Source organism: Psychromonas sp. MME1 (assembly GCF_041080865.1).
Classification (GTDB): Bacteria; Pseudomonadota; Gammaproteobacteria; order Enterobacterales; family Psychromonadaceae; genus Psychromonas.
The window spans coordinates 3,285,366-3,309,443 of record NZ_CP160906.1 but is presented as its reverse complement, the minus strand read 5'-3'; the positions used below and the strand labels follow the sequence as shown (position 1 = coordinate 3,309,443).

At 43.3% G+C, this 24,078-nt stretch carries 17 protein-coding genes; 7 read left to right on the top strand and 10 right to left on the bottom strand.

Translation table 11 applies throughout. The annotated features are described in order from the left end of the window. Nucleotides 1–10 precede the first annotated feature (10 nt). Entirely contained in the window at nucleotides 11–904 is an 894-nt protein-coding gene (locus AB2N10_RS15140; RefSeq protein ID WP_354623199.1) for a diguanylate cyclase, read from the top strand. A 55-nt stretch (nucleotides 905–959) separates the two neighbouring features. On the opposite strand, the gene AB2N10_RS15135 is transcribed toward AB2N10_RS15140, so the two are convergent. The 7 genes from AB2N10_RS15135 to AB2N10_RS15105 form a co-directional block, all read right to left on the bottom strand. Next, on the bottom strand, nucleotides 960–4,079 hold the full coding sequence (locus AB2N10_RS15135; RefSeq protein ID WP_369434043.1) for a multidrug efflux RND transporter permease subunit: 3,120 nt from the start codon (nucleotides 4,077–4,079) through the stop codon (nucleotides 960–962). Next, nucleotides 4,079–5,134 carry an efflux RND transporter periplasmic adaptor subunit gene (locus AB2N10_RS15130; protein WP_354623198.1) on the bottom strand — a complete coding sequence of 352 codons (1,056 nt, stop codon included), beginning with the start codon at nucleotides 5,132–5,134 and terminating at the stop codon, nucleotides 4,079–4,081. Before AB2N10_RS15130 ends, AB2N10_RS15135 begins: the two co-directional genes overlap by 1 nt. Before the next feature lie 344 nt (nucleotides 5,135–5,478). Continuing rightward, a complete protein-coding gene (locus tag AB2N10_RS15125) occupies nucleotides 5,479–6,186 on the bottom strand; it encodes a hypothetical protein (protein WP_354623197.1) in 708 nt (235 codons plus the stop codon). Further along, nucleotides 6,183–9,329 (bottom strand): efflux RND transporter permease subunit, encoded by a 3,147-nt coding sequence (locus AB2N10_RS15120; protein WP_354623196.1) that lies wholly within the window; start codon nucleotides 9,327–9,329, stop codon nucleotides 6,183–6,185. Before AB2N10_RS15120 ends, AB2N10_RS15125 begins: the two co-directional genes overlap by 4 nt. Beyond that, a complete protein-coding gene (locus AB2N10_RS15115) occupies nucleotides 9,326–10,765 on the bottom strand; it encodes an efflux RND transporter periplasmic adaptor subunit (RefSeq protein ID WP_354623195.1) in 1,440 nt (479 codons plus the stop codon). Before AB2N10_RS15115 ends, AB2N10_RS15120 begins: the two co-directional genes overlap by 4 nt. A gap of 12 nt (nucleotides 10,766–10,777) precedes the next feature. Continuing rightward, entirely contained in the window at nucleotides 10,778–12,073 is a 1,296-nt protein-coding gene (locus AB2N10_RS15110; RefSeq protein ID WP_354623193.1) for a TolC family protein, read from the bottom strand. A gap of 139 nt (nucleotides 12,074–12,212) precedes the next feature. Next, nucleotides 12,213–12,575: a hypothetical protein gene (locus AB2N10_RS15105; protein WP_354623192.1), complete on the bottom strand. Its 363-nt coding sequence runs from the start codon at nucleotides 12,573–12,575 to the stop codon at nucleotides 12,213–12,215. A gap of 155 nt (nucleotides 12,576–12,730) precedes the next feature. Here AB2N10_RS15105 and AB2N10_RS15100 point away from each other — a divergent pair, with 155 nt between their 5' ends. Both AB2N10_RS15100 and AB2N10_RS15095 read left to right on the top strand, forming a co-directional pair. Next, nucleotides 12,731–15,280 (top strand): heavy metal translocating P-type ATPase, encoded by a 2,550-nt coding sequence (locus tag AB2N10_RS15100; protein WP_369434042.1) that lies wholly within the window; start codon nucleotides 12,731–12,733, stop codon nucleotides 15,278–15,280. Nucleotides 15,281–15,340: 60 nt separating this feature from the next. After that, a complete protein-coding gene (locus AB2N10_RS15095) occupies nucleotides 15,341–15,730 on the top strand; it encodes a MerR family transcriptional regulator (protein WP_354623191.1) in 390 nt (129 codons plus the stop codon). A gap of 8 nt (nucleotides 15,731–15,738) precedes the next feature. Here the strand turns inward: AB2N10_RS15095 and cra are convergent, their stop codons facing one another. Next, nucleotides 15,739–16,722 (bottom strand): catabolite repressor/activator, encoded by a 984-nt coding sequence (gene cra / locus AB2N10_RS15090; RefSeq protein ID WP_354623190.1) that lies wholly within the window; start codon nucleotides 16,720–16,722, stop codon nucleotides 15,739–15,741. A gap of 220 nt (nucleotides 16,723–16,942) precedes the next feature. On the opposite strand from cra, the gene fruB reads away from it, so the two are divergent. The 3 genes from fruB to fruA are packed head-to-tail and all read left to right on the top strand — an operon-like array spanning nucleotide 16,943 to nucleotide 20,752. Beyond that, nucleotides 16,943–18,064 (top strand): fused PTS fructose transporter subunit IIA/HPr protein, encoded by a 1,122-nt coding sequence (gene fruB / locus AB2N10_RS15085; RefSeq protein ID WP_369434041.1) that lies wholly within the window; start codon nucleotides 16,943–16,945, stop codon nucleotides 18,062–18,064. Next, nucleotides 18,061–19,014, top strand: coding sequence for a 1-phosphofructokinase (gene pfkB, locus AB2N10_RS15080; protein ID WP_369434040.1), 954 nt, complete (start codon nucleotides 18,061–18,063; stop codon nucleotides 19,012–19,014). The genes fruB and pfkB overlap by 4 nt, the downstream gene beginning before the upstream one ends. A gap of 1 nt (nucleotide 19,015) precedes the next feature. Further along, nucleotides 19,016–20,752, top strand: a complete 1,737-nt coding sequence (gene fruA / locus AB2N10_RS15075) for a PTS fructose transporter subunit IIBC (protein ID WP_354623186.1) — start codon at nucleotides 19,016–19,018, stop codon at nucleotides 20,750–20,752. A 67-nt stretch (nucleotides 20,753–20,819) separates the two neighbouring features. On the opposite strand, the gene AB2N10_RS15070 is transcribed toward fruA, so the two are convergent. Both AB2N10_RS15070 and AB2N10_RS15065 read right to left on the bottom strand, forming a co-directional pair. Next, nucleotides 20,820–21,929 (bottom strand): hypothetical protein, encoded by a 1,110-nt coding sequence (locus AB2N10_RS15070; RefSeq protein WP_354623185.1) that lies wholly within the window; start codon nucleotides 21,927–21,929, stop codon nucleotides 20,820–20,822. 33 nt (nucleotides 21,930–21,962) lie between these two features. Then, nucleotides 21,963–22,946: an aldo/keto reductase gene (locus AB2N10_RS15065; protein WP_354623184.1), complete on the bottom strand. Its 984-nt coding sequence runs from the start codon at nucleotides 22,944–22,946 to the stop codon at nucleotides 21,963–21,965. 160 nt (nucleotides 22,947–23,106) lie between these two features. On the opposite strand from AB2N10_RS15065, the gene AB2N10_RS15060 reads away from it, so the two are divergent. After that, a complete protein-coding gene (locus tag AB2N10_RS15060; protein WP_369434039.1) occupies nucleotides 23,107–24,009 on the top strand; it encodes a LysR substrate-binding domain-containing protein in 903 nt (300 codons plus the stop codon). Nucleotides 24,010–24,078: the final 69 nt, after the last annotated feature.

Below are 24,078 nucleotides of genomic sequence, written 5' to 3'. Positions count from 1 at the left end.
ACAAAAGAAAATGACCAGCAAAAGCACCATTCTTATCGTTGATGATGAGCCGCTTTATATTGATGTACTAGCGCAGTGTTTATCCGCTGATTATCATATTATTGTCGCTCGTAACTCTAAAGAGGTGCTACAGCGGCTGAAAAACACCATTCCAGATTTAATACTACTAGATATCGTGATGCCCGACGTCTGTGGTTATGAAATTTGTGAATCTCTAAAAGAGTCTCCCCTATTCGCTAAAATACCGGTTATTTTTATCTCTGCGTTAGATGAAATGGATAATGAGATTAGAGGGTTAGAGCTTGGCGCCGTCGACTTTTTTTCCAAACCCTTTCGTTTACCTTTGATTAAACTGCGCATAAAAAACCATTTAAAACTGATAGAACAGAGTAAATTATTGCAGCAGCTAGTAAATGAAGATGCGCTTACGGGTATTGCTAATCGTCGTAAGTTTGATGAGTTTTTAGCAAGAGAATGGTTGCTTTCACAACGTTATCACTCGCAATTATCATTATTAATGATCGATATTGACTATTTTAAACAATATAACGACACCTATGGCCATGCAGCCGGTGACCAATGTTTGCTGAGCGTTGCACAAACGCTATCAAGTTTAATCGCACGGAGAACCGATATTGTTTGCCGCTATGGTGGTGAAGAGTTTACCGTTATTTTACCCGATTCAACACCTGAGGCTGCCATGCAGATAGCGGAAAAGCTGCGCCTTGGTATCGAAAATTTAGCACTTCCACACCAAGGCTCTCAGGTCTCAAATTGCCTCAGCATTAGTATTGGAGTTGCCACCACCATAGGTGAGCAAAACGGGGATGCAGCCACTTTAATTAAAATGGCTGACGAAAACCTGTACCTTGCTAAAAAAGCAGGTAGAAACCGCGTCATGTAACAGCAACACTAAATCCGTTAATGATTAACGGGCTTAGTGTCACAATCCATCATTATTAATCGATATTTCTCGCCTGTTTATCTATTTGATTTTCAGCAAGTTCTGCTTCTAATAATTGCTGTACATAACCCGGAGAATGGGTGTTGCCAGAAATGAGGCGATACATTGCAGGAATGACCAAGAGGGTGATGAAGGTAGCAAAGGACATACCAAAAAAGACCACAGTTCCCACGGCAATTCGACTTTCATAACCTGCTCCCGTTGATAAAATAAGCGGTATAGCGCCTGCTAAAGTAGTAAATGCAGTCATTAAGATCGGTTTTAAACGACGCGCAGAAGAATCAATAATCGCCTTATCTAAACTCACCCCTTTATCACGCAATTGATTGGCAAACTCGACAATTAAGATACCATTTTTAGTAACCATGCCGATCAGCATTAGCATGCCGATTTGGCTATATATATTGAGTCCCAGCTGCATCAAATTCAAGCCAATAAACCCGCCTACGACGCCCATTGGTACGGTTAACATAACAACTAGCGGATTAATAAAACTTTCAAATTGTGCCGCCAACACTAAGTAGGCGACCAACAAAGCTAAAGCAAAGACAATTAAGACGCTACTTTGATTTTCCTTAAAATCCTTCGATTCACCGGAATAATAGATAGATATATCCCCCGGTAACAATGATGCGGATTGCGCATCTAAATAATCTAATACCTGCCCCAGAGAGTAACTGCCCCCCATATTCCCCTCGATAGTGATCGATTTTTGTTTACTAGTATGAGAGAGTCTATTGGCACCTGCTTGTTCTTCTATGTTTGTCACGGTATCGAGGGTGATCAATTGCCCACTGCGACTGCGCATATAAATTTGGCTTAAATCGGTAACATTATTAAAACTATTTTCATCTCCACGTAGATAGACATCGTACTCTTGACCGCGCTCAACATAGGTTGTTTCAGATCGTCCACCTAGCATCACTTCAAGGGTACTGGATATATCACTGACACTAATGCCCAATTCTGCCGCGCGTTCTTTATCAATAGACACCACCAATTCAGGTGTTTTCTCTGAATAATTGAGTTGCCCATCGCTTAAGTAACCAGCTTGTTCTGCTTTATCCTTGAGTAATTCAGCCCATTCATTCAGTTCACTATAATCAGAACCAGCTAAGACAAATTCCACTGGATTATTGGAGCCACCTCGGAATCCGGGCAGAAGCGGTCTGACTTTCACATCAGGAATATCGGCAAGCGCCTTTTGTACCACGCCAAGGGCTTGCTGGGCACTCTTATCTCGTGCAGCCCAATCCTCCAACACCATGATCACAAAACCAGTTTGATCGCCCGCGTTTCCTCCAAAGGCGGGCGCTTGGGTGCTGATTGACTTGATCAACCCCTCCCCTAATAGAGGTAGCAAACGCGCCTCGACAATATCCATATTGGCCGTCATACGGTTATAACTGGTTCCTTCCGCGCCTTTAACAAAAGCAAAAATAACACCGCGATCTTCCTGTGGTGCTAATTGACTCGGTATCGCCTTAAAGAGAAACAGACAGCCTGTAATACAGGCGATAATCACAAAAGGAGCAGCATAACGGAAACGGATTGCCTGCTTCACGATATCTCGATAAAAACCTTCTAAGCGCTGGAAAAGTTCATCTGTAAAACGGTTAAAAGCATTCGGTTTGCGTTTAGCGGAAAGAATTTTACTGCTCAATACGGGCGTTAAAGTTAACGCAATAAGTGAAGAGAAGATAACTGACACCGACAGTAATACCGAAAACTCAGTGAACAATAGACCAACCATGCCATCCATAAAAGAGATAGGTAAAAAGACCATCACCAACACAAGCGTGGTGGCAATAACCGCAAACCCCACTTCACGCGTCCCTTTGTACGCCGCTAATAGCGGTTTTTCACCTCGGTCAATATGGTGAAATATGTTTTCGACCACCACAATGGCATCATCCACGACCAAACCGATGGCTAAAATGAGTGCCATTAAGGTGATTAAGTTAATGGAAAAGCCCAAGGAGTAAGCAACAATAAAAGAGGAGATCAAAGAGACAGGAACGGTGATAGCGGGGATCAACGTAGCACGCGCTTGCCCGATAAAAATATACAAAACCAGAATCACCAAACCGCCAGTAATAAACAGGGTCTGATAAACTTCACTTATCGATTGTTTGACAAATACAGTCGCATCGTAATCAACTTTGAGCGTGGTATTTTCCGGTAAGAACTGTTGGATATTGTCCACTTCTTGCTGCACCGCTTGCGCCACCTGCAAAGGGTTTGCATCGGTTTGCGGAATAATACCTAAGCTAAGATTAATTTCACCATTACTTTTAAAGGAGGAATTTTCATTCTCAGCACCAACGGACACCTTAGCAACATCTTTTAAATAGATTGGTGTGCCATCATTAGCGGTGCGTACCACCAGATAATCAAAGTCCTGAGGGGTTTCATATAAACGTGCCGCTCGCACTGACATAACAGTCGTATCGTTACGCACTTCACCCGCGGGATTTTCAATATTTTCGCTTTTCAGTGCATCGAGAATATCTTTGGTCGTCACCCCACGCCCCGCCATCAAATCAGGGAACAATTTCACGTACATTACCTGATACAAGCCACCGGACAATGATACCGAGCTGACACCAGAAATGAGGCTAAATCTATCTTCTAGGACACGCTCCGCATAATCTGTTAACTGTGTTCGATCCATCACCGTTGAATTAAGATTTATGTAGATAGAAGGCTCACCCGCGCCATTATTTTTAGAGACAATGGGCGCATCCACTTGATCGGGTAAACGGCGTATCGATTTTGAGACCGCGTCACGTATATCACTGACACCTTCCGTTAAATCCCAACCGAGTTCAAAGGTAACGGTAATACGAGACATGCCATTACGCGACACCGAAGTGATATCATCAATACCACTAATACTGGTGATTTGCTCTTCAATCACCGAGGTTATTTGACTTTCCATGATCGAGGCAGCAGCACCATCGTAACGGGTATTAATGGTCACCACGGGGCTTTCTACATCGGGCATTTCACGCACTGCGAGTTTTGAAAAAGAGACACCACCAAAGACACAGAGCAATAAACTCAATACAATCGCGACAACGGGTCGTTTTACCGCTGTATCAGAGAGCCACATCAGTGCACCTCCCGGTTATCTTTTGGGTCACCTAAATCTTTAATCAATAGGCCATCACGCATATTCACTAAGCCCTGTACAACGACCACATCGCCGACGTTAACGCCTTTTTCAATGAGCACACTATCATTGATACGTGCACCGAGTATCACCTCTTGGCGTGTTACACGACTCTCTTTATCAATCACATACACAAAACGTTTACTACCTGAATATTCAAGCGCTTGAATAGGGATAATAGCTTGTTCCACGGCAGGGAAATTCACTTTCGCTGACATCATTAAGCCCGGTTTCAGTTGTAGCTGCTGATTAGCAAACTGTACTCGTACACGTAAATTAAGTGTATCGCTGTTAATACGAGAGTCGATCGCTTTGATCTCTCCGATAAAACGGTTATCAGGCCAGGCATAGGTCGTTGCACTAACGGGCATGCCAATCCTAAGCTGAGAAAGATGACGCTCAGGGATATGTAAATCAAGATCCATTACTGACAAGTCATCTAAGGTTAGTAAGCTTTCACCTACATTAACGAGTTTACCTAAACTAAAATCAATAAAGCCCAAGGTACCTGAAAATGGAGCGCGTAAATAATGTAAATCGAGGTGAACCTTTGCCGCCTGTAAACGGGCCGCTGCAATTTCTACCAACGCCGACTGGGCATCGACCTGTGTTCGTGAAGTGGCATTTTTTAACAATAACTTACTAAATTCAGCTAACTTACGTTTTTCATCCGCCAAATAGGCTTGCGCTTCAAGTAGTTCCGTTTGTGCCGTTTGATCATCAAGTTGTACCAATAACTGTCCAGCTTTTACCTGTTGATTGGCTTTAACATGAATAGCACTGATTTTACCTGATACTTCAAAGGCCAAATTCACAAAGTGCTGCGATTGCAACTTACCGATTAAGGAGATCGATTGCGCCCTCTCTTGCAGTCCAACAACTTCGGTCTTGACGGGTACGGCACGTGGCGCAGGGGCTGCCTGCTTGGCGACACTAAACGGGGTAATCACAAGGGAAAATAATACGCAGCTAAGCGCAAATAGTTTTTTATTCATAACTCTCTTCTGAATAAATAGCCCCAATTGAGGGGGAACAAATAGATACAATCGCGTTATTTTAGCAGAAATACCCTCAATAACCTTGCCCAGTTTAAAAAAGAAAGCAACCGTGCTGCAACGGTTGCTTTCATTATTATAGCAATCGGAATAATACCAATTCCGATAAATAGCTGATCTATTTTACTGGTTAAAACAACTTACTGCTGCGTTGTAATTTTCGCAAAGGGAATAACCATTTACGTCAAATTACGCCTTGAATTAAGCTGTTTATCCTACGCGAAATTTAGATCACATACTTACCGGAGTTGGTATAAATCGCAGATCAATTTTACGGGTTAAAATCAATCACAATGTTGACGGAATTTTTGATGACTTTTTTTACTGTGCTCTTTTATTTTTTCTAAAATCTCTTTAATTTTAGCTTTATCTTTGGTTTGATTTAACGCTTTAAAGAGATCCTGTAGTTCCATCATTCCCTGAGAATACTTCATATGTTGATGATGTTGCTCAGCACTCATTCCCTCCATTGTCGGCATAGCGGACATATCATGATCCATCTCCATATCAAGGTCCATGTCGTGATCCGTTTCATGATCATGTTTATCCTTCATATGGTTATGTGCGTCTTTATCTTTTTTATCGCTCTTATCTTTTTTCTCTTTTTTATCCTTTTTATCTTTCTTATCTTTCTTATCTTTCTTATCTTTTTTCTCATCATGGGACATCTTGTCCATATCACTATGGTCCATCTCTTCCATGTGATCATCGTGCATCGCCTGCATGTTTTTTATTTTAACGGGTGTTTCCTGCGCAGCCTGCTCGCTTAACTTCAACAAGTTATCAAGATGGTCCTGCATCATTTTAGCATCATCTTTTTTAAACGCTTTTACATAGGCACGCAACTCACTTTTCATGTGCTTCATGTTTTCACCCAATCGTGTCTCTTTTATTTCACAACTGTCTTGATCGGCGAAGGCGCTAGAAAGTGGCATAGCCATAAAGAGTACGCCTGTTAGTGCTAATGCGATTTTACTTTTTCTGATATTCATAATGTTTCCTTTTTATAATGACCTTTGAAAATAGGGGTATAGCTCATTTTTTTCCACTGAAAATAGACTGCGGGTAAAATCAGCAGCGTTAATATGATGGCACTAACCATGCCGCCGATCATCGGTGTCGCGATACGCTGCATCACCGATGATCCCGTACCATCACCGTACATAATAGGTATTAAGCCGATGACCACGGTGGCCACCGTCATCATGATTGGGCGCACACGCAGCCCAGCCCCTTCCATAACAGCCTCTTTGAGATCATTAAGATTAAACTTTTCAAGCCGCTTATCCTGTTTTTCTCTTAATGCTTGATTTAAATACAATAGCATAATAACGCCAATTTCAATCGAAACGCCAGCGAGCGCGATAAAGCCGACACCAACGGCAACGGAGAAGTTATAGTCAAGTAAAAACATCAACCAAATCCCCCCCATTAAGGCAAAGGGCAAGGTCGAAAGAATCAACAATACTTCAGCTACTCGACGAAAAGCGAAATACAACAACAAAACAATAATAACGAGGGTCACAGGGATCACCTTGGCCAGACGCGCATTGGCTTTTTCCATGTACTCATATTGCCCAGACCAAGCTAACGAATAACCCGCTGGTAAATTAATTTGCTCATTGACTTGCCGCTCTGCCTCTTGCACATAGGAACCCAAATCACGGTTTTCGATGTCTACAAAAATCCAACCGTTAAGACGCGCATTTTCTGTTTTTATCATCGGCGCACCCGCTTCGATATAAACATTGGCGACATCGGCTAAACTGATGTTCATTTTATTTGCTGTGACTATCGGCAGTGTTTTCAAGGCAGTGACGGAATCACGATAATCATTCGGATAACGTAAATTAACGGGGTACCGCTCTAACCCTTCAATGGTTTCGGTAATGTTTTTACCCCCAATCGCCACGGCAACTAACTGCTGAATTTCCGCAATATTAAGCCCATAACGTCCAGCTTTCTCTCGGTCAATGTCGACCTTCACATAGCGTCCACCGGAGACTCGCTCAGCATAGACCGAGGCGGTTCCCTTAACCTCTTTTAAAATCAGCTCAACCTGCTTGCCGATTTTTTCGATTTCCGCTAAATCTGCTCCCGCAATTTTAATCCCGATGGGTGTTTTAATCCCCGTTGCCAACATATCAATACGTGTTTTTATCGGCATCACCCAAGCGTTAGTTAACCCCGGAAATTGAATCAAACTATCGAGTTCATCGATGATCATTTTTTTAGTCATGCCCGTGCGCCATTGCGCTTTGGGCTTAAATTGTATGGTGGTTTCAATCATGGTCAATGGTGCAGGGTCGGTGGCTGTTTCAGCACGGCCTATTTTCCCCCAAACGGTTTTCACTTCAGGCACGGTCTTAATCAGCTTATTGGTTTGCTGTAACAACTCACGCGCTTTACCGATGGAGATCCCCGGATAAGTAGTTGGCATATACATCAGATCACCCTCATCGAGAGGTGGAATAAACTCACTACCAATGTGACTGATCGGATAGAACCCCACTAATAAAATAGTGAATGCAGCACTGATCGCGAGTTTTGGGAAACGTAAACTCAGGGATAACGCAGGCATGTAAATAGCAATCAACAGGCGATTCAATGGATTTTTATGTTCAGCTAACACTTTGCCGCGAATAAAATAGCCCATTAATACTGGGATCAAGGTGATCGCCAGCCCTGCGGAGGCCGCCATCGCATAGGTTTTAGTAAAGGCCAGTGGCGAAAACATTTTGCCCGATTGCCCTTCCAAGGCAAAAACTGGTAGGAAACTAAAGGTGATTATTAGCAGTGAGAAAAACAGTGCTGGCCCCACTTCAAGGGTTGCTTTGCTAATTACCTGCCACCTATTTTCATCGTTTAGCTCGGTTTTCTCCATATGCTTATGGACATTTTCGATCATCACGATCGCCCCATCAACCATCGCGCCGATGGCAATGGCAATGCCGCCAAGGGACATAATATTAGCGTTAATTCCCTGCCAAGACATAATAATAAAGGCGACAAAAATACCTATGGGTAAACTGAGTAAGACCACCAAGGAGGAGCGGAAATGGAATAGGAAAGCGGCACAGATCAAAATGACCACAATAAACTCTTCCAGTAGCTTATGGTAAAGATTCTCTACCGCATCGGCAATGAGTTCAGAACGGTCATAGGTTGGCACAATTTCAACACCACTCGGCAAACTTTTTTGCAACTCATTCAGTTTCTCTTTAACCGCTGCGATGACACCCTGTGCATTTTCACCAAAGCGCATCACGATCACGCCACTGACCACTTCCCCTTCGCCGTTAAGTTCAGTAATACCACGGCGCATTTGTGGGCCTAGATTAATCGTTGCCACGTCCCCCAATAATAGCGGCGTCCCTCGCCTATTGACCTGTAATGGAATAGCCTTGAGATCATCTATCGATGAGAGATAACCGGATGTTCGCACCATGTATTCTGCTTCGCCCATCTCAATAACGCTAGCACCACTCTCTTGATTGGCACTCTGGATTGCCGCCATGATTTTGCTAAGCGATAGGTTGTAAGCACGTAACTTATTCGGATCAACCCGTACCTGATACTGCTTTACCATGCCGCCAACCGTTGCCACTTCGGAAACACCCGCAACGGTTTGCAGTTCAAATTTTAAGAACCAATCCTGTAAACTACGCAGTTCACTTAAATCGTGTTGACCACTTTTGTCCACCAGCGCATAACTGAATATCCAACCAACGCCCGTGGCATCAGGCCCCAAGGCTGAACGCGCCTCTTTAGGGAGATTTGGGGCAACTTGCGAAAGGTACTCCAATACCCGCGAGCGAGCCCAGTAGATATCGGTATTATCATCAAAAATGATGTAGACGTAGGAGTCACCAAAAAAGGAGTAACCACGTACCGTTTTTGCCCCCGGCACCGAGAGCATCGCGGTCGTCAGAGGATAAGTGACTTGATCTTCAACCACTTGCGGCGCTTGCCCCGGATAACTCGTCTTGATGATGACTTGTACATCGGAAAGATCGGGAATCGCATCAATCGGCGTTTTCTGTACGGCAAATATCCCATAGGCAACAATCGCCACGGTTATCAATAGCACCATAATGCGGTTTTTAATGGACCAATTTATGACCTTGGCAATCATGAGGTCACCTCACTCGCTACTCCACTAGCCGGCCAATTTACCCCTAAATCTAACCAATCGAGGGAATCATCGGGAATGGTCGAATCATATTCAGGCTCGACTGGTTTGGCTTTTTCAAGCTCTAACATTCGCTCAAAATCGGCACTAATACTGGACTCGGAGTCGAGTAAAAATTGTGCCGAGGTGACGATTTTATCTCCTTCATTTAAACCCGATAACACCTCGACCGAGTCTCTATTCTCTAACCCTAAATTAATGAGTACCGATTTGTACTGACCATTGCCTAAGGCTAAAACAGCACGGTTCATATTGCCCGCATAGATAACCGCTTGGCGTGGAATTTGTAATCTGTTTTTCTCAATTTCAGGCTGTAAAAGGACGCGTGCAAACATGTTCGGTTTTAATTGCGCATTGGGGTTATCAAACTGTAAACGTGCGACCAAGGTACGATTATTAACATTCATTTCTGGATAAATAAAACTAACAATACCCTGCCACGCCTGACCGGGAAAATAGTCTAGCTGCATAACGGCCTTATCGCCCAAGTTGACCAGAGAAGCCTGCCCTGCAAAAATTTCTACGTCCACCCAAACCGTGTCTAAATTGACCGCTTTGATAACCTGCGTGGCGGGTGAAATAAAGGCACCTTCATTTAATTTCAGTTCTGAGATCGTTCCTTTTTGCGGTGCATAGATCGTAATGTTCTGGGAAACTTTTTTACTTTTAGCGATTTTTTCAATCTGCTCACTATTCACCCCCAAGGCTTGTAAACGCACTTTCGATGAACGAATCAGTTCACTGCGTTGCAAATGCATGGCATTTAATAACGACTCTTGCGCTTGCACTAACTCTGGTGAATATAATGCAAATAGCGGATCGCCTTTGCCAACCTCAATGCCCACCGATTTCACGTAAAGTTTATCTATCCATCCCGATACGCGGCTATTAATCTGCCAAACGGCGTCATCATTCACCTGTACTGTACCGAGCGTGTTGATCTCCGTTGTAAAGTCACCTTTAACCACGGCAGCGGTACGTACACCTAAGTTATTCTCAACTTGCGCCGAAATCGTAACAAGGCCTGCTTCAGATTGCCCCGCGCTCTCTTCATAAACGGGTACTAAATCCATCCCCATCGGCGATTTACCGGGTTTATCACGGCGATAATTGGCATCCATCGGCGCAACCCAATAGAGGATTTTAGGCGCAGCTTTTGTAGCACTATTTGTTTCTGCATAGACAGGGACTAAATCCATCCCCATCGGTGATTTCCCGGGTTTATCACGGCGATAGTTGGCGTCCATCGGCGCAACCCAATATAAAATTTCTGGTTCAGCGTTTTTTTCACTGCTGGCAAATAGGCCATTGATCTGTTCTATATTGGCGGCAAAGAAGCCGACCACTAATCCTATGATTAAAATAATTAAATAACGCATCCTATTTTCCTATTACAGTGCTTGTAAATAACGAATTTTTGCAAGCATATTAAGGCTTTCAAAATAAAGTTGTTGATACTCTAATGTCAGGCTCTGCTCATGAATGTAAGCATCAATCACCGCTTTAAAGGAACGCGTATTAGATTGATAACTCTCCTCGACTATTTGACTATGCTGCTTTGCCTGTTTCAGTAAGCTAGTTTGATAACGCTGCATGCGCTCTTTTATCTGCTGATAATTAATCAATTCACTATTGAGCAACGCATTCAATTGGCGTAATAAGAGACGCTGTTCTGCTTGTTTTTGCCCCTTGTTATGTTGCGCAGAGATAAGCTGCTGATCTTGACGTTTATCGGTAAAGATAGGCAGATCCATGGAGACAAAGGCGCTCACCAGATCTGACCTTGACTGCCCCATCGCATCTTCACTAAAGCGCTGCCCGTAACCCACCTCGACCTTAAAACTCGGTTTATAGTTCTCTTCTGCAAAGGCAATGCCGTTATCCGCCACGCTAATGCCTTGCGTTAACGCTTTGGTTTTTGGATGCATGGTCAATAAATCATAATGATCCCCTTGCACCTTTGCAGTGCTGACATAGGAGAGGGTTTCAGACCATTGGGGAATATCACTGGGTAGCTTGTCGTAGGCATATTGACCAATATACTCACTCAGTAAGGTGCGATAGTTAAGGCGCTTCTGATTCAGTGACGCCAATTTTTCATCGAACTTACCTATCTCAATTTCTGCAGAAATCAAATCATCACTCTGTGCTAACCCCAAGGAGAATTTCGACTGCAGATCGCGATAAAAACCTAAAAAGAGGGCTTTATTTTCGTTAACGATTTGCATTGATTTATCAATAAATAAAATGTTAAACCAAAGTTCACGCACCGTTTTTTTTACGCTCAATTGGCGATCTAAGGCTTGCAAAACGGCTATTTCTGAACGCTGGTTAAAGCCAGCTTGGGTCAATTCTCGTTGTGAGCCTCGGCTAAATTGCTGCGCCACCCCAAAGCTAAGTTGGGTCATGGGATCTTGGTCTAACTCAAAATTATCCGTCGGGATATTCGCCATGCCTATTTTGATCATCGGATCGGCCAGCGTTGAACCTGCTACCCCTTGGGCAATCAAGGCGGCCTGTTTTGATTGATAGATCTGTTGTGCAGGATCGGATTTAATCGCCAAATATTCCGCATCCTCAAGACTCATTGCGGCGGCCAGATGATTGACAGCAAGTAAAATAGCAGTGCTCAACAAACGCGTCAGTAATGAACGACTTATAACTAATAAACAGGAGGTAATTTTCATCCTCTATTTCCTTCTCTCCCACACACTTCATTTGCGATAAACAGATAAAAATAAAGATGTTAGGGATAATAAATTAACTGTTTTTTATAATCATTAGGTGCATCAACACCTGAAAATAAATCTTCGTTTAAAAAAACAATTAGCCTATAAAGGGGGGCCGATATGGGGATTCGGAAAAATAATAGGGGGAGGAAGTGGTAACGGGGTGATAGCTTTGCAGCAAAATAAGTTGGCTAACAGAGGTATCATTATCAATAAAATAGAGAACAGAGACAACCGTCATCAAATCACAATCGCTTTGGCAATCCATCGTTTGCGCACTGTCATTGCTTGGACAATCTGTTTTATCCATCTCCATCGGCGCTTGCTTTAATCCCATCGACATCGGGCAGTGGCTCATGGAAACCATGCCATTATCCAATAAAGATGCAAATGCGGCCGCTTTCTGAGTGAAAGTCGCCATAATTGTCAGCATCAAAATTAAAGTAATCGCTTGTCTCATATTAACATCGATAGATAAATGGTATTTTTATAATAAGCCTTACCCCAAGGGGAATGTCAACGGAGATACGTCCATTTTATTTAATTGACCATTGACCTTAACGTTAGGGTAAGGTCTAAACTTCAATTATCGCTGTTTATGACTCAGGACTCACTATGCCTTCATCTCGCACTTTAACATTACCCATAGAGGGAATGAGCTGTAATGGCTGCGCCAATCGATTGCAACGCGCCTTCGATGAGATTGAGGGGGTCAGCGCGACCGTCGATTTTCCTAGCAAAAGTGCACAACTGACTATCGCGGCGAGTGTCGATTACGATAACAGCGTGCATGCGATTCTCGCCGTAATCAGCGCTAAAGGTTATCAAACCACCACGCCCTCTGATTATGACTCTGCCGATAAAAGCGCGACGCTAACCGTGATAGATAGCGGCAAAGCGGAAGCAGACGCAACTGAATTAACCGCACACAGTAATACGCAAGAATTACTGATTGAAGGTGCAACCTGTGCCAGCTGTGTCAATAAAATCGAAAAATCATTACATGCCCTGACTGGTGTACAACAGGCGCAAATGAATCTCCCCCTGCGAACCGTTTCCGTCACCGGTAATGTGGCGAAAGAAACATTAATAGCCACAATTGTTGCCGCTGGATATCAAGCCAAAAGCACGGGCAATGCCAGTGATCAGCAACTGCTCGAAGAAAAACAGCAAGCAGAACAAATAAATTATCAGAAATTAATAACCCAAATGTGGATCGCCCTAGGGCTGGGCATCCCGTTGATGCTATATGGCATGTTGGGCGGAGCAATGACCGTCAACACCGCTATCGAGCGAACTATTTGGCTAGTGATAGGGCTTATCTGCGTGGCAGTGATGTACTTTGCCGGGCGACATTTTTATATCGCAGCGTGGCGTGCTTTGCTTAACCATAGTGCCAGTATGGATACCTTAATCGCCTTGGGCACAGGAACCGCTTGGCTCTATTCTATGGTCGTGGTTATCTCCCCAGAAGCGTTACCAGAGATGGCTAGGCATCTCTATTTTGAAGCGAGTGCGATGATCATCGCCTTCGTTAATTTAGGGTTAGCACTGGAATTGAAAGCGCGCGGCCGCACGAGCGAAGCGATACAACGATTAATCGGCTTACAGGCAAAAACAGCGCGCGTTATCCGCAATGGTAAAGAGGTTGATATTGCCATCGCTGCGGTATTAGTTAACGATCTTGTTCGTGTTCGCCCCGGTGAATGTATCCCCGTTGATGGTAAAGTCTGCGAAGGGACAACCAGCGTTGATGAATCGATGCTCACTGGCGAGCCGATGCCGGTTAAGAAAGGGGTCGATGACGAAGTCGCTGCAGGCACCATCAATAAAAGTGGCACGATTATTTTTCGCACCCTACGCGTGGGTAAAGAGACCGCACTCGCTCGCATCATCACCATGGTTAAACGAGCACAAAACGCTAAACCACCGATCGGACGTTTAGCCGATGTTATCGCTTCCTATTTTGTACCGACCATTATAATCATCGCTATCGGTAGTGCCTTAGCATGGCTAAATTTTGGCCCCCAACCCAGTATCGCCTTTGCCGTTGTTTCGGCGACCACCGTGCTGATCATCGCCTGCCCCTGTGCGCTAGGGCTAGCGACGCCGATGTCGGTGATGGTCGGTGTCGGCAAAGCAGCGGAAGCAGGTGTGTTAATTCGTAATGGCGAAGCGCTACAAAATGCATCAAAAATAACGGTTATGTTGCTCGATAAAACGGGCACCATCACCCTGGGTAAACCTAAGGTCACCGATATTTATATCACTAACAATATGGATGAAGCGCGTTTATTGGCACTGGCTGCCAGTTTAGAGTCGGGTTCTGAGCACCCGCTTGCAGAGGCGATTGTCGAGTCCGCCAAAGCGCGCAAGATAACGATTAACAGGGTCAGCGATTTTAATGCCATCGTTGCTCAAGGTGTCGAAGGAAAAGTGCAAAACAGGCAGCTCCTTTTGGGCAATCAGCAACTGATGGTCAGCCAAGGTATCGCCATTGATGATAACAGTCTCAAGGTCAGCAAAAAGATGGCTAAAGCCGCGAAAACGCCGATCTTCTTCGCCATTGATGGTCAATTAGCCTCCGTGATTGCCGTTGCTGACCCGATCAAAGAGGATTCCCTCGCCGCCATCAAACGTTTGCAAAAACGTGGTATCCGCGTGATCATGTTAACGGGGGATAATCAGGAGACAGCACAAGCGGTTGCCGATGACGTTGGCATCAGTGAGTTTTTTGCACAAGTCCCCCCCGAAGATAAAGCGAAAAAGGTGGCGGAATTACAAGCGCAGGGTGAAATTGTCGGTATGACGGGAGATGGCATTAACGATGCGCCTGCACTGGCACTGGCCAATGTCGGCTTTGCCATTGGTACGGGCACCGATATTGCGATAGAGAGCGCCGATATCACTTTAATGCGCGGATCGCTGCATAGCCTTGCCGATGCGATTGCCGTGAGTAAAGCCACGCTGCGTAATATCAAACAAAATTTGGTCGGCGCATTTATTTACAATGTCGCAGGTGTTCCCATTGCTGCGGGGGTGTTATTCCCCTTTTTTGGCCTATTACTTAACCCGGTTATTGCTGGATGTGCGATGGCATTGTCATCACTCACCGTGGTCAGCAATGCGAATCGCTTACGTTTTTTTAAAGCCAAAACGGATTAAGAAAAGTTGCAACAGCGTTTCAATAAAAACGACGCATCAAATAGATAAAGAGGAACAACCATGCTAACTATTAGCCAAGCAGCAAAAGAGACGGGCTTATCGGTAAAGTCTATTCGTCACTATGAAGAGATTGGATTAATTTCACCGGCGCCGCGGGGTGACAATGAATATCGCTATTATCCCCCCAATTTAATTCAACAATTGCACTTTATTAAAAAAACCAAAGAGGCGGGGTTTAATTTAAAAGAGAGCAAGGCGTTATTAACCTTATCAGCGAATGAAGCTAGACGCAGCGCCGATGTCAAAGCGCTGTTGTCAGAAAAAATCGCTGAGCTACAAGGAAAAATTGAACGGCAACAGGCGGTCTTAAATAGTTTAAAAGCGATCACCGAAAAATGCTGTGGTGACGATAAACCAGATTGCCCGATTATTGATGCCTTTACTAATTAGCGAAATATTTACCGTTTAATTAATTTACGCGAAACAACGTCCACACCAGCTTGATAGTCACCGTTAGCCGCAGCTAATGCGAGCTGTAAAGCTTTATCGGCAATTATTTCGTATTGCTGTGGCAGTGATTGTATCTTTATGGGTAAAAAATCTAATAAACGATTGTCACCAAAGGTTCCTAAAGCGGTTGTTTGTAACAAATCAGGATACGCAGAGAGACAATCTAATACCCCTTCAAAGAGGGTATAAGAGGTGATGAGTAAGGCATCGGGAAAGCATCCTTGATCTATCCACTTCTGCGCTAAATACTTTCCTTGCTCAATACTAAAATGGTCACCGTAGGCATATTGTACACGCAAGGGATATTGATGTTTGCTAACGGCACTCTTAAAGCCCTGTTCACGCTCCTGCGAAACGTTAAAATTAGGCATGGCACCAATCAACCCAATAGAAGCCGGATTTTTACTCAATAACGAGGAGGTTAGGCTTAGCGCCCCCTCTAAATCTTCGCTAATAACATTGGCAAAAAATTGGTCATCCATACTTCGGTCAAGGGCGACAACGGGAACCCCCTTCGCTTGAATGTTACGATAAAAGCTATCGTTCGCAGCTAACGCACTCGCCACAAGTAGCACATCAATACGACGACTAAGTAAACTTTCCGCCACGCTCTTTTCTGTTTCAGGCTGGTCATCGGAGCAACAAATGATCAATTGAAACCCTGCTTTACGCGCATCTCGCTCTAATAATTTCGCTAACTTTGCATAACTTGAGTTTTCTAAATCAGGAATAATTAAACCGAATGTATGGCTATTACCCGCACGCAATGAGCTTGCTGTATAATTCGGTTTGTAATTATGTTCCTCGACCACCGCCATCACTTTTAGACGCGTTTTCTCGCTGATTCGATATTGCTCTGCCTTGCCATTGATCACATAACTTGCAGTAGTACGAGAGACACCCGCTAATTTAGCTATTTCTTCTAATTTCATCGTTAACTCGCAGTTGTTCAGTACAAAATCGTGAAGTTTATCGCAATTTTTTTACTAACCAATAAATAATTGTTTAAAAACTGATTGCAATCCTAGCTGAAACGATTCAGTATATCAACTGAATCGTTTCAGCAAACAAGCAAATAGTCACTACAGTGAATTTTTTGAATTACAAAACTACGCTTATTGTAATTTCAGCCAATATGATAGAGGTCCGAATATGTTAACCATTAGCAACAACGATATCGTACTTGCCCAAGTCGCGAATGATAAACAGCAGGCAATCAAATCTATTGCCAATAACTTAATTGATAAAGGTTATGTCGGATCCGGTTACCTAGACGGGATGCTCGCTCGCGAAGCACAAAACTCGACCTTTTTAGGTAGCGGCATTGCGATTCCGCACGGCACCACAGATACGCGTGACCAAGTAAAAAAAACGGCCATTGTGGTACATCACTTTCCTCAAGGTGTCGATTGGGGCGATGGTAATAAGGTTTACTTAGCAATTGGTATTGCTGCACAATCAGATCAACATTTAGCGATTTTGAAACAGCTAACAAAAGTGTTATCCGCCGATGGCGTTGAGCAACAACTACAGGAAGCGAACAGTGCAGAAGAGATCGTCGATCTACTCAATAGCAAACTACAAACGGAAATTCTATTCACTAGCGACCTTATCCAATGCGCTTTTCCAGCAACCGATATATTACAACTCACCGCAGTAGTCGCTGGCCTCATCAAAAACCAAGATGCGGTAGAAAACGATTTTATTGCCGCTCTAATCAATAAAGAGGCAACCTACTTAGGTCAAGGTTTATGGCTAACAAGTAGCAATCAAGGTATCAAAAAAAGTGCACTCGCTTTAGTTACAGTGGCAACGCCATTTACCTATCAAGACAAACCAGTTAAAGGTTTATTATCTATTGCTAGCAACAACAAACTCCATTTAAATAATCTGGAAATATTAATTACATTGTTGCAAACAGAAAAAATTGAGTCGCTATTCAGCGCCTCTGCAACCGAGATCATCTCTCTATTGACGCAACAACAGCCTACAGGAATGCAACAGGTCTTTACCATTAAAAACCCACATGGTTTGCATGCTCGCCCCGGCGCAATGCTGGTTCATACCGCGAAACAATTTACCTCACAAATTCAGATGATCAACCTCAATGGTAGTGGCAAATCAGTGAATGCCAAGAGTTTGATGAAAGTAATGACGCTAGGTGTACAAGTTGGCCATCAATTACAGTTCAGCGCTGAAGGTGAAGATGCCGCACAGGCACTAGAAGCAATTGGTAAAGCCATTGCGCAAGGTTTAGGGGAGACTACAGTATGAAGGCACAATTAAAAGTCGTCACAGTGACCCTGAATCCCGCTTTAGACCTAACAGGTTCACTACAACAGTTAGCGATTGGTCACGTCAACCTCATTGAATCGGCTGATTTACATGCCGCAGGTAAAGGAATCAATGTCGCAAAAGTGTTAGCTGAACTAGGCGCAGCAGTGACGGTAAGTGGATTTCTAGGTAGTGACAATCAAGCACCATTTACACAATTATTTGATTCACTGAATATGAATGATCAATTCATCCGCGTTGCTGGCAATACACGCACCAATGTAAAAATTGTCGAAAATTCGGGGCAAGTAAGTGATTCTAATTTCCCGGGAATTAGCGTGACAGAAGCACATTTACAAGCCTTTGAAGATAAGTTGTTAGCACTCTCTCTAGATCACGATATTTTTGTGATAGCAGGTAGCTTACCGATAGGAATTGCACCTGAACGCTGCGCAAAATGGATAGAAACATTACAGAAAAAGGGTAAAAAAGTCTTTTTTGATAGCAGTAATGAAGCTCTTGTTGCTGGCGTTAAAAGTAACCCTTACCTAATCAAACCTAATGACCATGAGCTAACTATTTTAACCGATGCGCCACTGACTAACGACAGTGATATTCAACAAGCGGCACAAAAATTACAACGGCAAGGCTGTAGCAATGTGGTTATCTCATTAGGCGAAAAAGGTGCTTTATGGGTTCATCAAGATGGCTGGATAACCGCACAACCACCCCTAAGTGAAGTTGTGAGTACCGTTGGCGCAGGGGACACCCTAGTCGCGGGGCTATGTTGGGGAGAATTACAACAGTGGCCAAAAACGCAAACTCTTAGTTTTGCCACCGCACTTGCTTCGCTTGCAGTTAGTCAAGTCGGCGTTGGTGTTAATGATATTAACGCCGTACTAGCAGCACAAAACAATGTCCGTACAGAACAATCACCAAGAGGGATATAACATGAAATTAGCTATCGTAACAGCCTGCCCTAGTGGCATAGCCAATAGCATCATTGCTGCTGGTCTATTAGAAAAAGCGAGCAAGGAGTTAAATTGGCAAGTCAATATTGAGTGCCACTCGAGTATCATGCCTGTGCAGTCACTCACTACAGAGCAGATTGAAGAGGCAGAGTGCATTATTATTGCGACGAATACGCCCGTCGATAACAGTCGTTTTAAAGGTAAAAAAGTTTACCAATCCAATATCAGCGAATGTTTAACTGGTAGTAAAAGCTATTTACAAAACGCCGTTGATAAAGCAACGCTACTAACCGAAGTAACGACCGTTAACACGGTTGCAGCAACCTCGGTACAACAAAAAATCGTCGCTATCACAGCCTGCCCAACGGGTGTTGCCCATACTTTTATGGCTGCTGCCGCACTAGAAGACCATGGTAAAGCTTTAGGTTATGAAGTCAAAGTTGAAACTCGCGGCTCAGTGGGTGCTAAAAATCAACTCACAGAAGACGATATTAAAGCCGCTGACATGGTTATTATTGCTGCAGATATAGAAGTTGATTTAGCTCGTTTTAATGGTAAAAAACTATATAAAACAAGCACGGGTCTAGCATTGAAAAAAACAGATCAAGAAATTAACAAAGCATTTTCCGAAGCAACTATTTATCAACATAGCGAAAGCACCACATGCAGTAAAAAAGAGGAGCCTCAATCACACGGTTCGGCGATTTATAAGCATCTTATGACGGGGGTATCTTATATGCTACCCGTCGTTGTTGCTGGCGGCCTATTAATTGCACTCTCTTTTGTATTTGGTATTGAAGCCTTTAAAGAAGAGGGCACACTTGCCGCAGCATTAATGACTATCGGTGGCGCATCCGCGTTTGCATTAATGATCCCCGTATTATCAGGCTTCATCGCCTTCTCTATTGCCGATAGACCGGGACTTGCCCCAGGTTTAATTGGCGGTATGTTAGCAAGCTCTACTGGCGCGGGTTTTCTTGGTGGTATTCTTGCCGGCTTTATCGCAGGTTACACCGCTAAATTCATTGCTGATAAAGTAAAAATTCCAGACTCAATGGCGGCACTTAAACCAATCTTAATCATCCCCTTATTCGCAACTTTAATTACCGGTTTGATTATGATTTATGTTGTCGGTACACCGGTTTCTGCAATCATGTCAGGGTTAACTAATTTCCTCAGTAACATGGGTTCAGCTAATGCAATCTTTTTAGGTATTTTGCTGGGTGCGATGATGTGTTTCGACCTTGGTGGCCCAGTTAATAAAACGGCCTATGCGTTCGGTGTTGGTCTATTAGCATCACAATCCTATGCACCAATGGCAGCCATTATGGCTGCAGGTATGGTGCCAGCGTTAGGGATGGGACTAGCGACCTTCTTAGCAAAATCTAAATTCGTGGCTAGTGAAGCGGAAGCGGGTAAAGCCTCTTTTGTATTGGGACTCTGTTTTATCTCTGAAGGGGCAATTCCCTTTGCGGCACACGATCCATTACGTGTGATCCCATGCTGTATGGCTGGTGGAGCATTAACTGGTGCGCTATCTATGGTATTTGGTGCACATCTATTAGCGCCTCACGGGGGCTTATTCGTACTCTTTATTCCTGGTGCGATCACCCCGGTACTCCCCTACTTGCTGGCCATCGTTGCTGGTACGCTAGTAACAGGCTTTAGTTATGCCTTCCTAAAAAGAAGTGATAATAAGAAAGTAGCGACAGCTTAATCAATTACCCACTGCAATAAAAAACCCAGCAAGTCGCTGGGTTTTTCTATTTTAACGCAATGTTAATTTATCTCTGTGCTGAAAGTTGAAACTGTATTGCCTGTTGGCGATGCTCTCTGACCCTCGCTAATAGCTGCTGCTGTGTTTTCTCTTCATCACCAAAAAAGAGACCTTTGTTTTTTACTAATAAATCAAACTGCTCAGTCAATATAGACTCAATCACATCAACTCTTTTTAAGGTCATCTCGGTACACGACTGCCCATGTAGATCATCGTAAAGGTCGATAAGATGAGATCGATACCCTTCTATCACCAATAAATCTTCTAAGGTAACGCGTGATTGCAACGCCTCTTGCCAACGCTTGATTATTCCTTGAGTCCAAGCCAATATCGTTTGACTTGCCCCTCGTCTTTTTAGCTCACTATATTTAAATTGATATGCCTGTAAAGCTAGCCTTTTCTCTAATTCAAATAAAGCGAACACTGCATTTTCACCACTAGTCGATTGTAGATTCAATAAATGAGCAAAAAAATTGCGAGTCTCTAATCGTTCCGCACAATGAAATAACGGGTCTTTAATGCCATTGCTATTAAATTCAGTTAAGGGATCAAAGCGATAACAGTAGCCGAAATCAAATAGGTGAACACTTTTTCCATCATCGAGAATATTGCCAGGACAGAGATCCCACTCCATGAAACCGTGTAATTCGAATTGTACTAATGTGCTAAATAATTGCGTTAAAACACGTTCATTAAATGTCTGTAATATTTCTCCCTCAATCCACGGAGATAACAGAATTCCCTGCTGAAAGGATGCATACTCGGTATCGACTACGTGATGGAAAAATGCAGCCTTGCTCTGGTCATTTTTCAGCAGCTGAAAATCACGACGTCGCTGCACTTCGTTTAAGAAAGAGGTTTGACCATCGACATTTTTAACTAAGCTCTGCTCACGTTTTAACTTTAGCGTCCACGCAGAGCCGCCAGCCTGCAGTTTAAAGACCTGCGCCGTTAAACCATCAGAAAAATAATTGCGCACATAATCACTATCGATGCTGCTATTCTGTAATTGCGCGATCGAAAGAGGTAGCTGCTTCGCATCACCGATGAGAATATCCTGACCCGATTGTAAAAATGCTAACTGTGACTCTCTACGCTGCCCTTCTCGATTCATCAAAGTAAATACCCACTACCTTCATTTACAACTAACCTATGGCATCTCTTGACCACGAGCTGTTGCATACAGAGCGTACCAATCTTCTCTACTAAGGGTTACCTGCATCGCCTGCGCACTCGCTTTGATCCTATCAAGATGCGTAGTACCAATCACAGGTTGAATTTTTGCAGGGTGACGCATTAACCAAGCCAGCACGATAGCCTCATTGCTGACTTGATATTGATGAGCTAATTGCGCAACCAAATTAGCTGTTTGTTGAATATGCTGTGCTTGACTAGAAACATCTCGACCCGAAAATAGCCCTTGGCAGAGGCTCCCCCATGACTGAATCTGCATACCATGTTGACGGCAATATTCTAACGTGCCCGAAGTAAAATTAATGTCTCGACCGTCGGGGTTGCCAGTCATTATGCCATCTTCCAACCAATCTAATTTAGCCAGACTAATTTCGATTTGATTGGCAACGAGAGGAAAATCAAGCGCTGATTGCAGATAAGCGATTTGATGATGGTTCATATTCGAGACACCAAAGTGACGCACTTTGCCGCTATTTTTTATCTTTATTAGTGTGTCCGCAATTTCTTCCAACTCCATTAAGGGATCTGGACGATGCAGCATTAACAAATCTAAATATTCGCTATTTAATCGAGTGAGAATATTATCAACCGAAGACGTTACCCATTCTCTGGAAAAGTCATAACGTTTAGGACCATGTTCATCCGCAAAGCGAATGCCACACTTAGATTGAATATAAATGCGGTCTCGTAAATCAGGACGCTCTAATAGCACCTGCCCAAAGGCTTTTTCCGCCTTGCCAAAGGTGTATATATCGGCGTGATCGAAGAGATGAATGCCCGCCTCTAAAACAGTATCAACGACCTGATGCACTTGTTGAATATTCTCGCGTGTAACGGGATTTTGATCCCATTCGCCACCTAACCCCATACAACCGTATGCGATAGAATTCGCGTTTGCTAAATAGTGCGTTAAAGGAAGCTTAGATTGTTGGTTTTGCATTGTCATCTCCACGGGAATATTAATAGTCAGGTATTGTAATGGGTAAATAAACAAAGTTTAAGATGACAAAAATGAAAACATTGTTAGATATAAAGAACAATCTACCGTTATTTTTAGTTATGTCGTAAAATAATACCCTCTTTCTCCTTGGATAGTTACCATGCAGCAACATAAAAAAATTGAATGTTTAATGCTCTTTGTTGAGACGGCACAGCAACTTAGTTTTAGTAAGGCGGCAGAAAATTTATCCATTTCGCGAGGCTATCTATCGGATCAAATAAAAAAACTAGAAAAAGAACTCAAATGCCCTTTGCTCGTTCGAACCACTCGTTCAGTGCGCCTGACGCCAGAGGGCGAAAAAATTTTAGAACAGGGTAAAAAAATCAAAGCAACTATGTTGGATTTAGAGCGTAATGTTCATCAACAACATAATGCATTGTCAGGCACATTGAAGATCACCGCGCCGAAAATGTTTACCGAACGCTTTCTCTTAGACATTTGCCATGCGTTCAAGCTTATCCATCCAAATATCAATTTTATTATCGACTCTAGTTATACCAATTACGATTTAAGCCAAGATGACTTTGATTTAGCCTTTCGTGCAACCTTGTCTCCACCACAAAACATGGTCGCAAAAGAGTTATTTGTCTACCAACACTGTTTATGCGCTTCACCTCAATATTTATCGAAATATGGCATCCCAGAAAATTTAACCGAGCTCGCTTCACATGAATGTTTATCGGCAGTTGAAACACAGAGCTGGCCTTTGCAATCAAACGAACTTCCGATCAAAGGTTGGTTAACAATTAATGACCATTATTTACTCAAGCAGCAAGCAATCGCAGGCAAAGGGATCATTCGAGTGGCTAACTATTATGTAGATAAAGAGATCCAGTCAGGAAGCCTACAAAAAATATTAGAAAATGAGTATATCCATGGGCAAAGTATCTATCTACTTCATCCGCAATTAATCTACCCATCTGCTAAATTAAAGGCGTTCATCTCTTTTATTCAAGCGCAACTCAGCCTCGTTAAAATATCAAATCAAGATCTAATATCTTAAGATGAACAAACGACAAAATCATAAATTAGATTACAATACAGTAATGTACAATCTATGTTACGCTGCGAG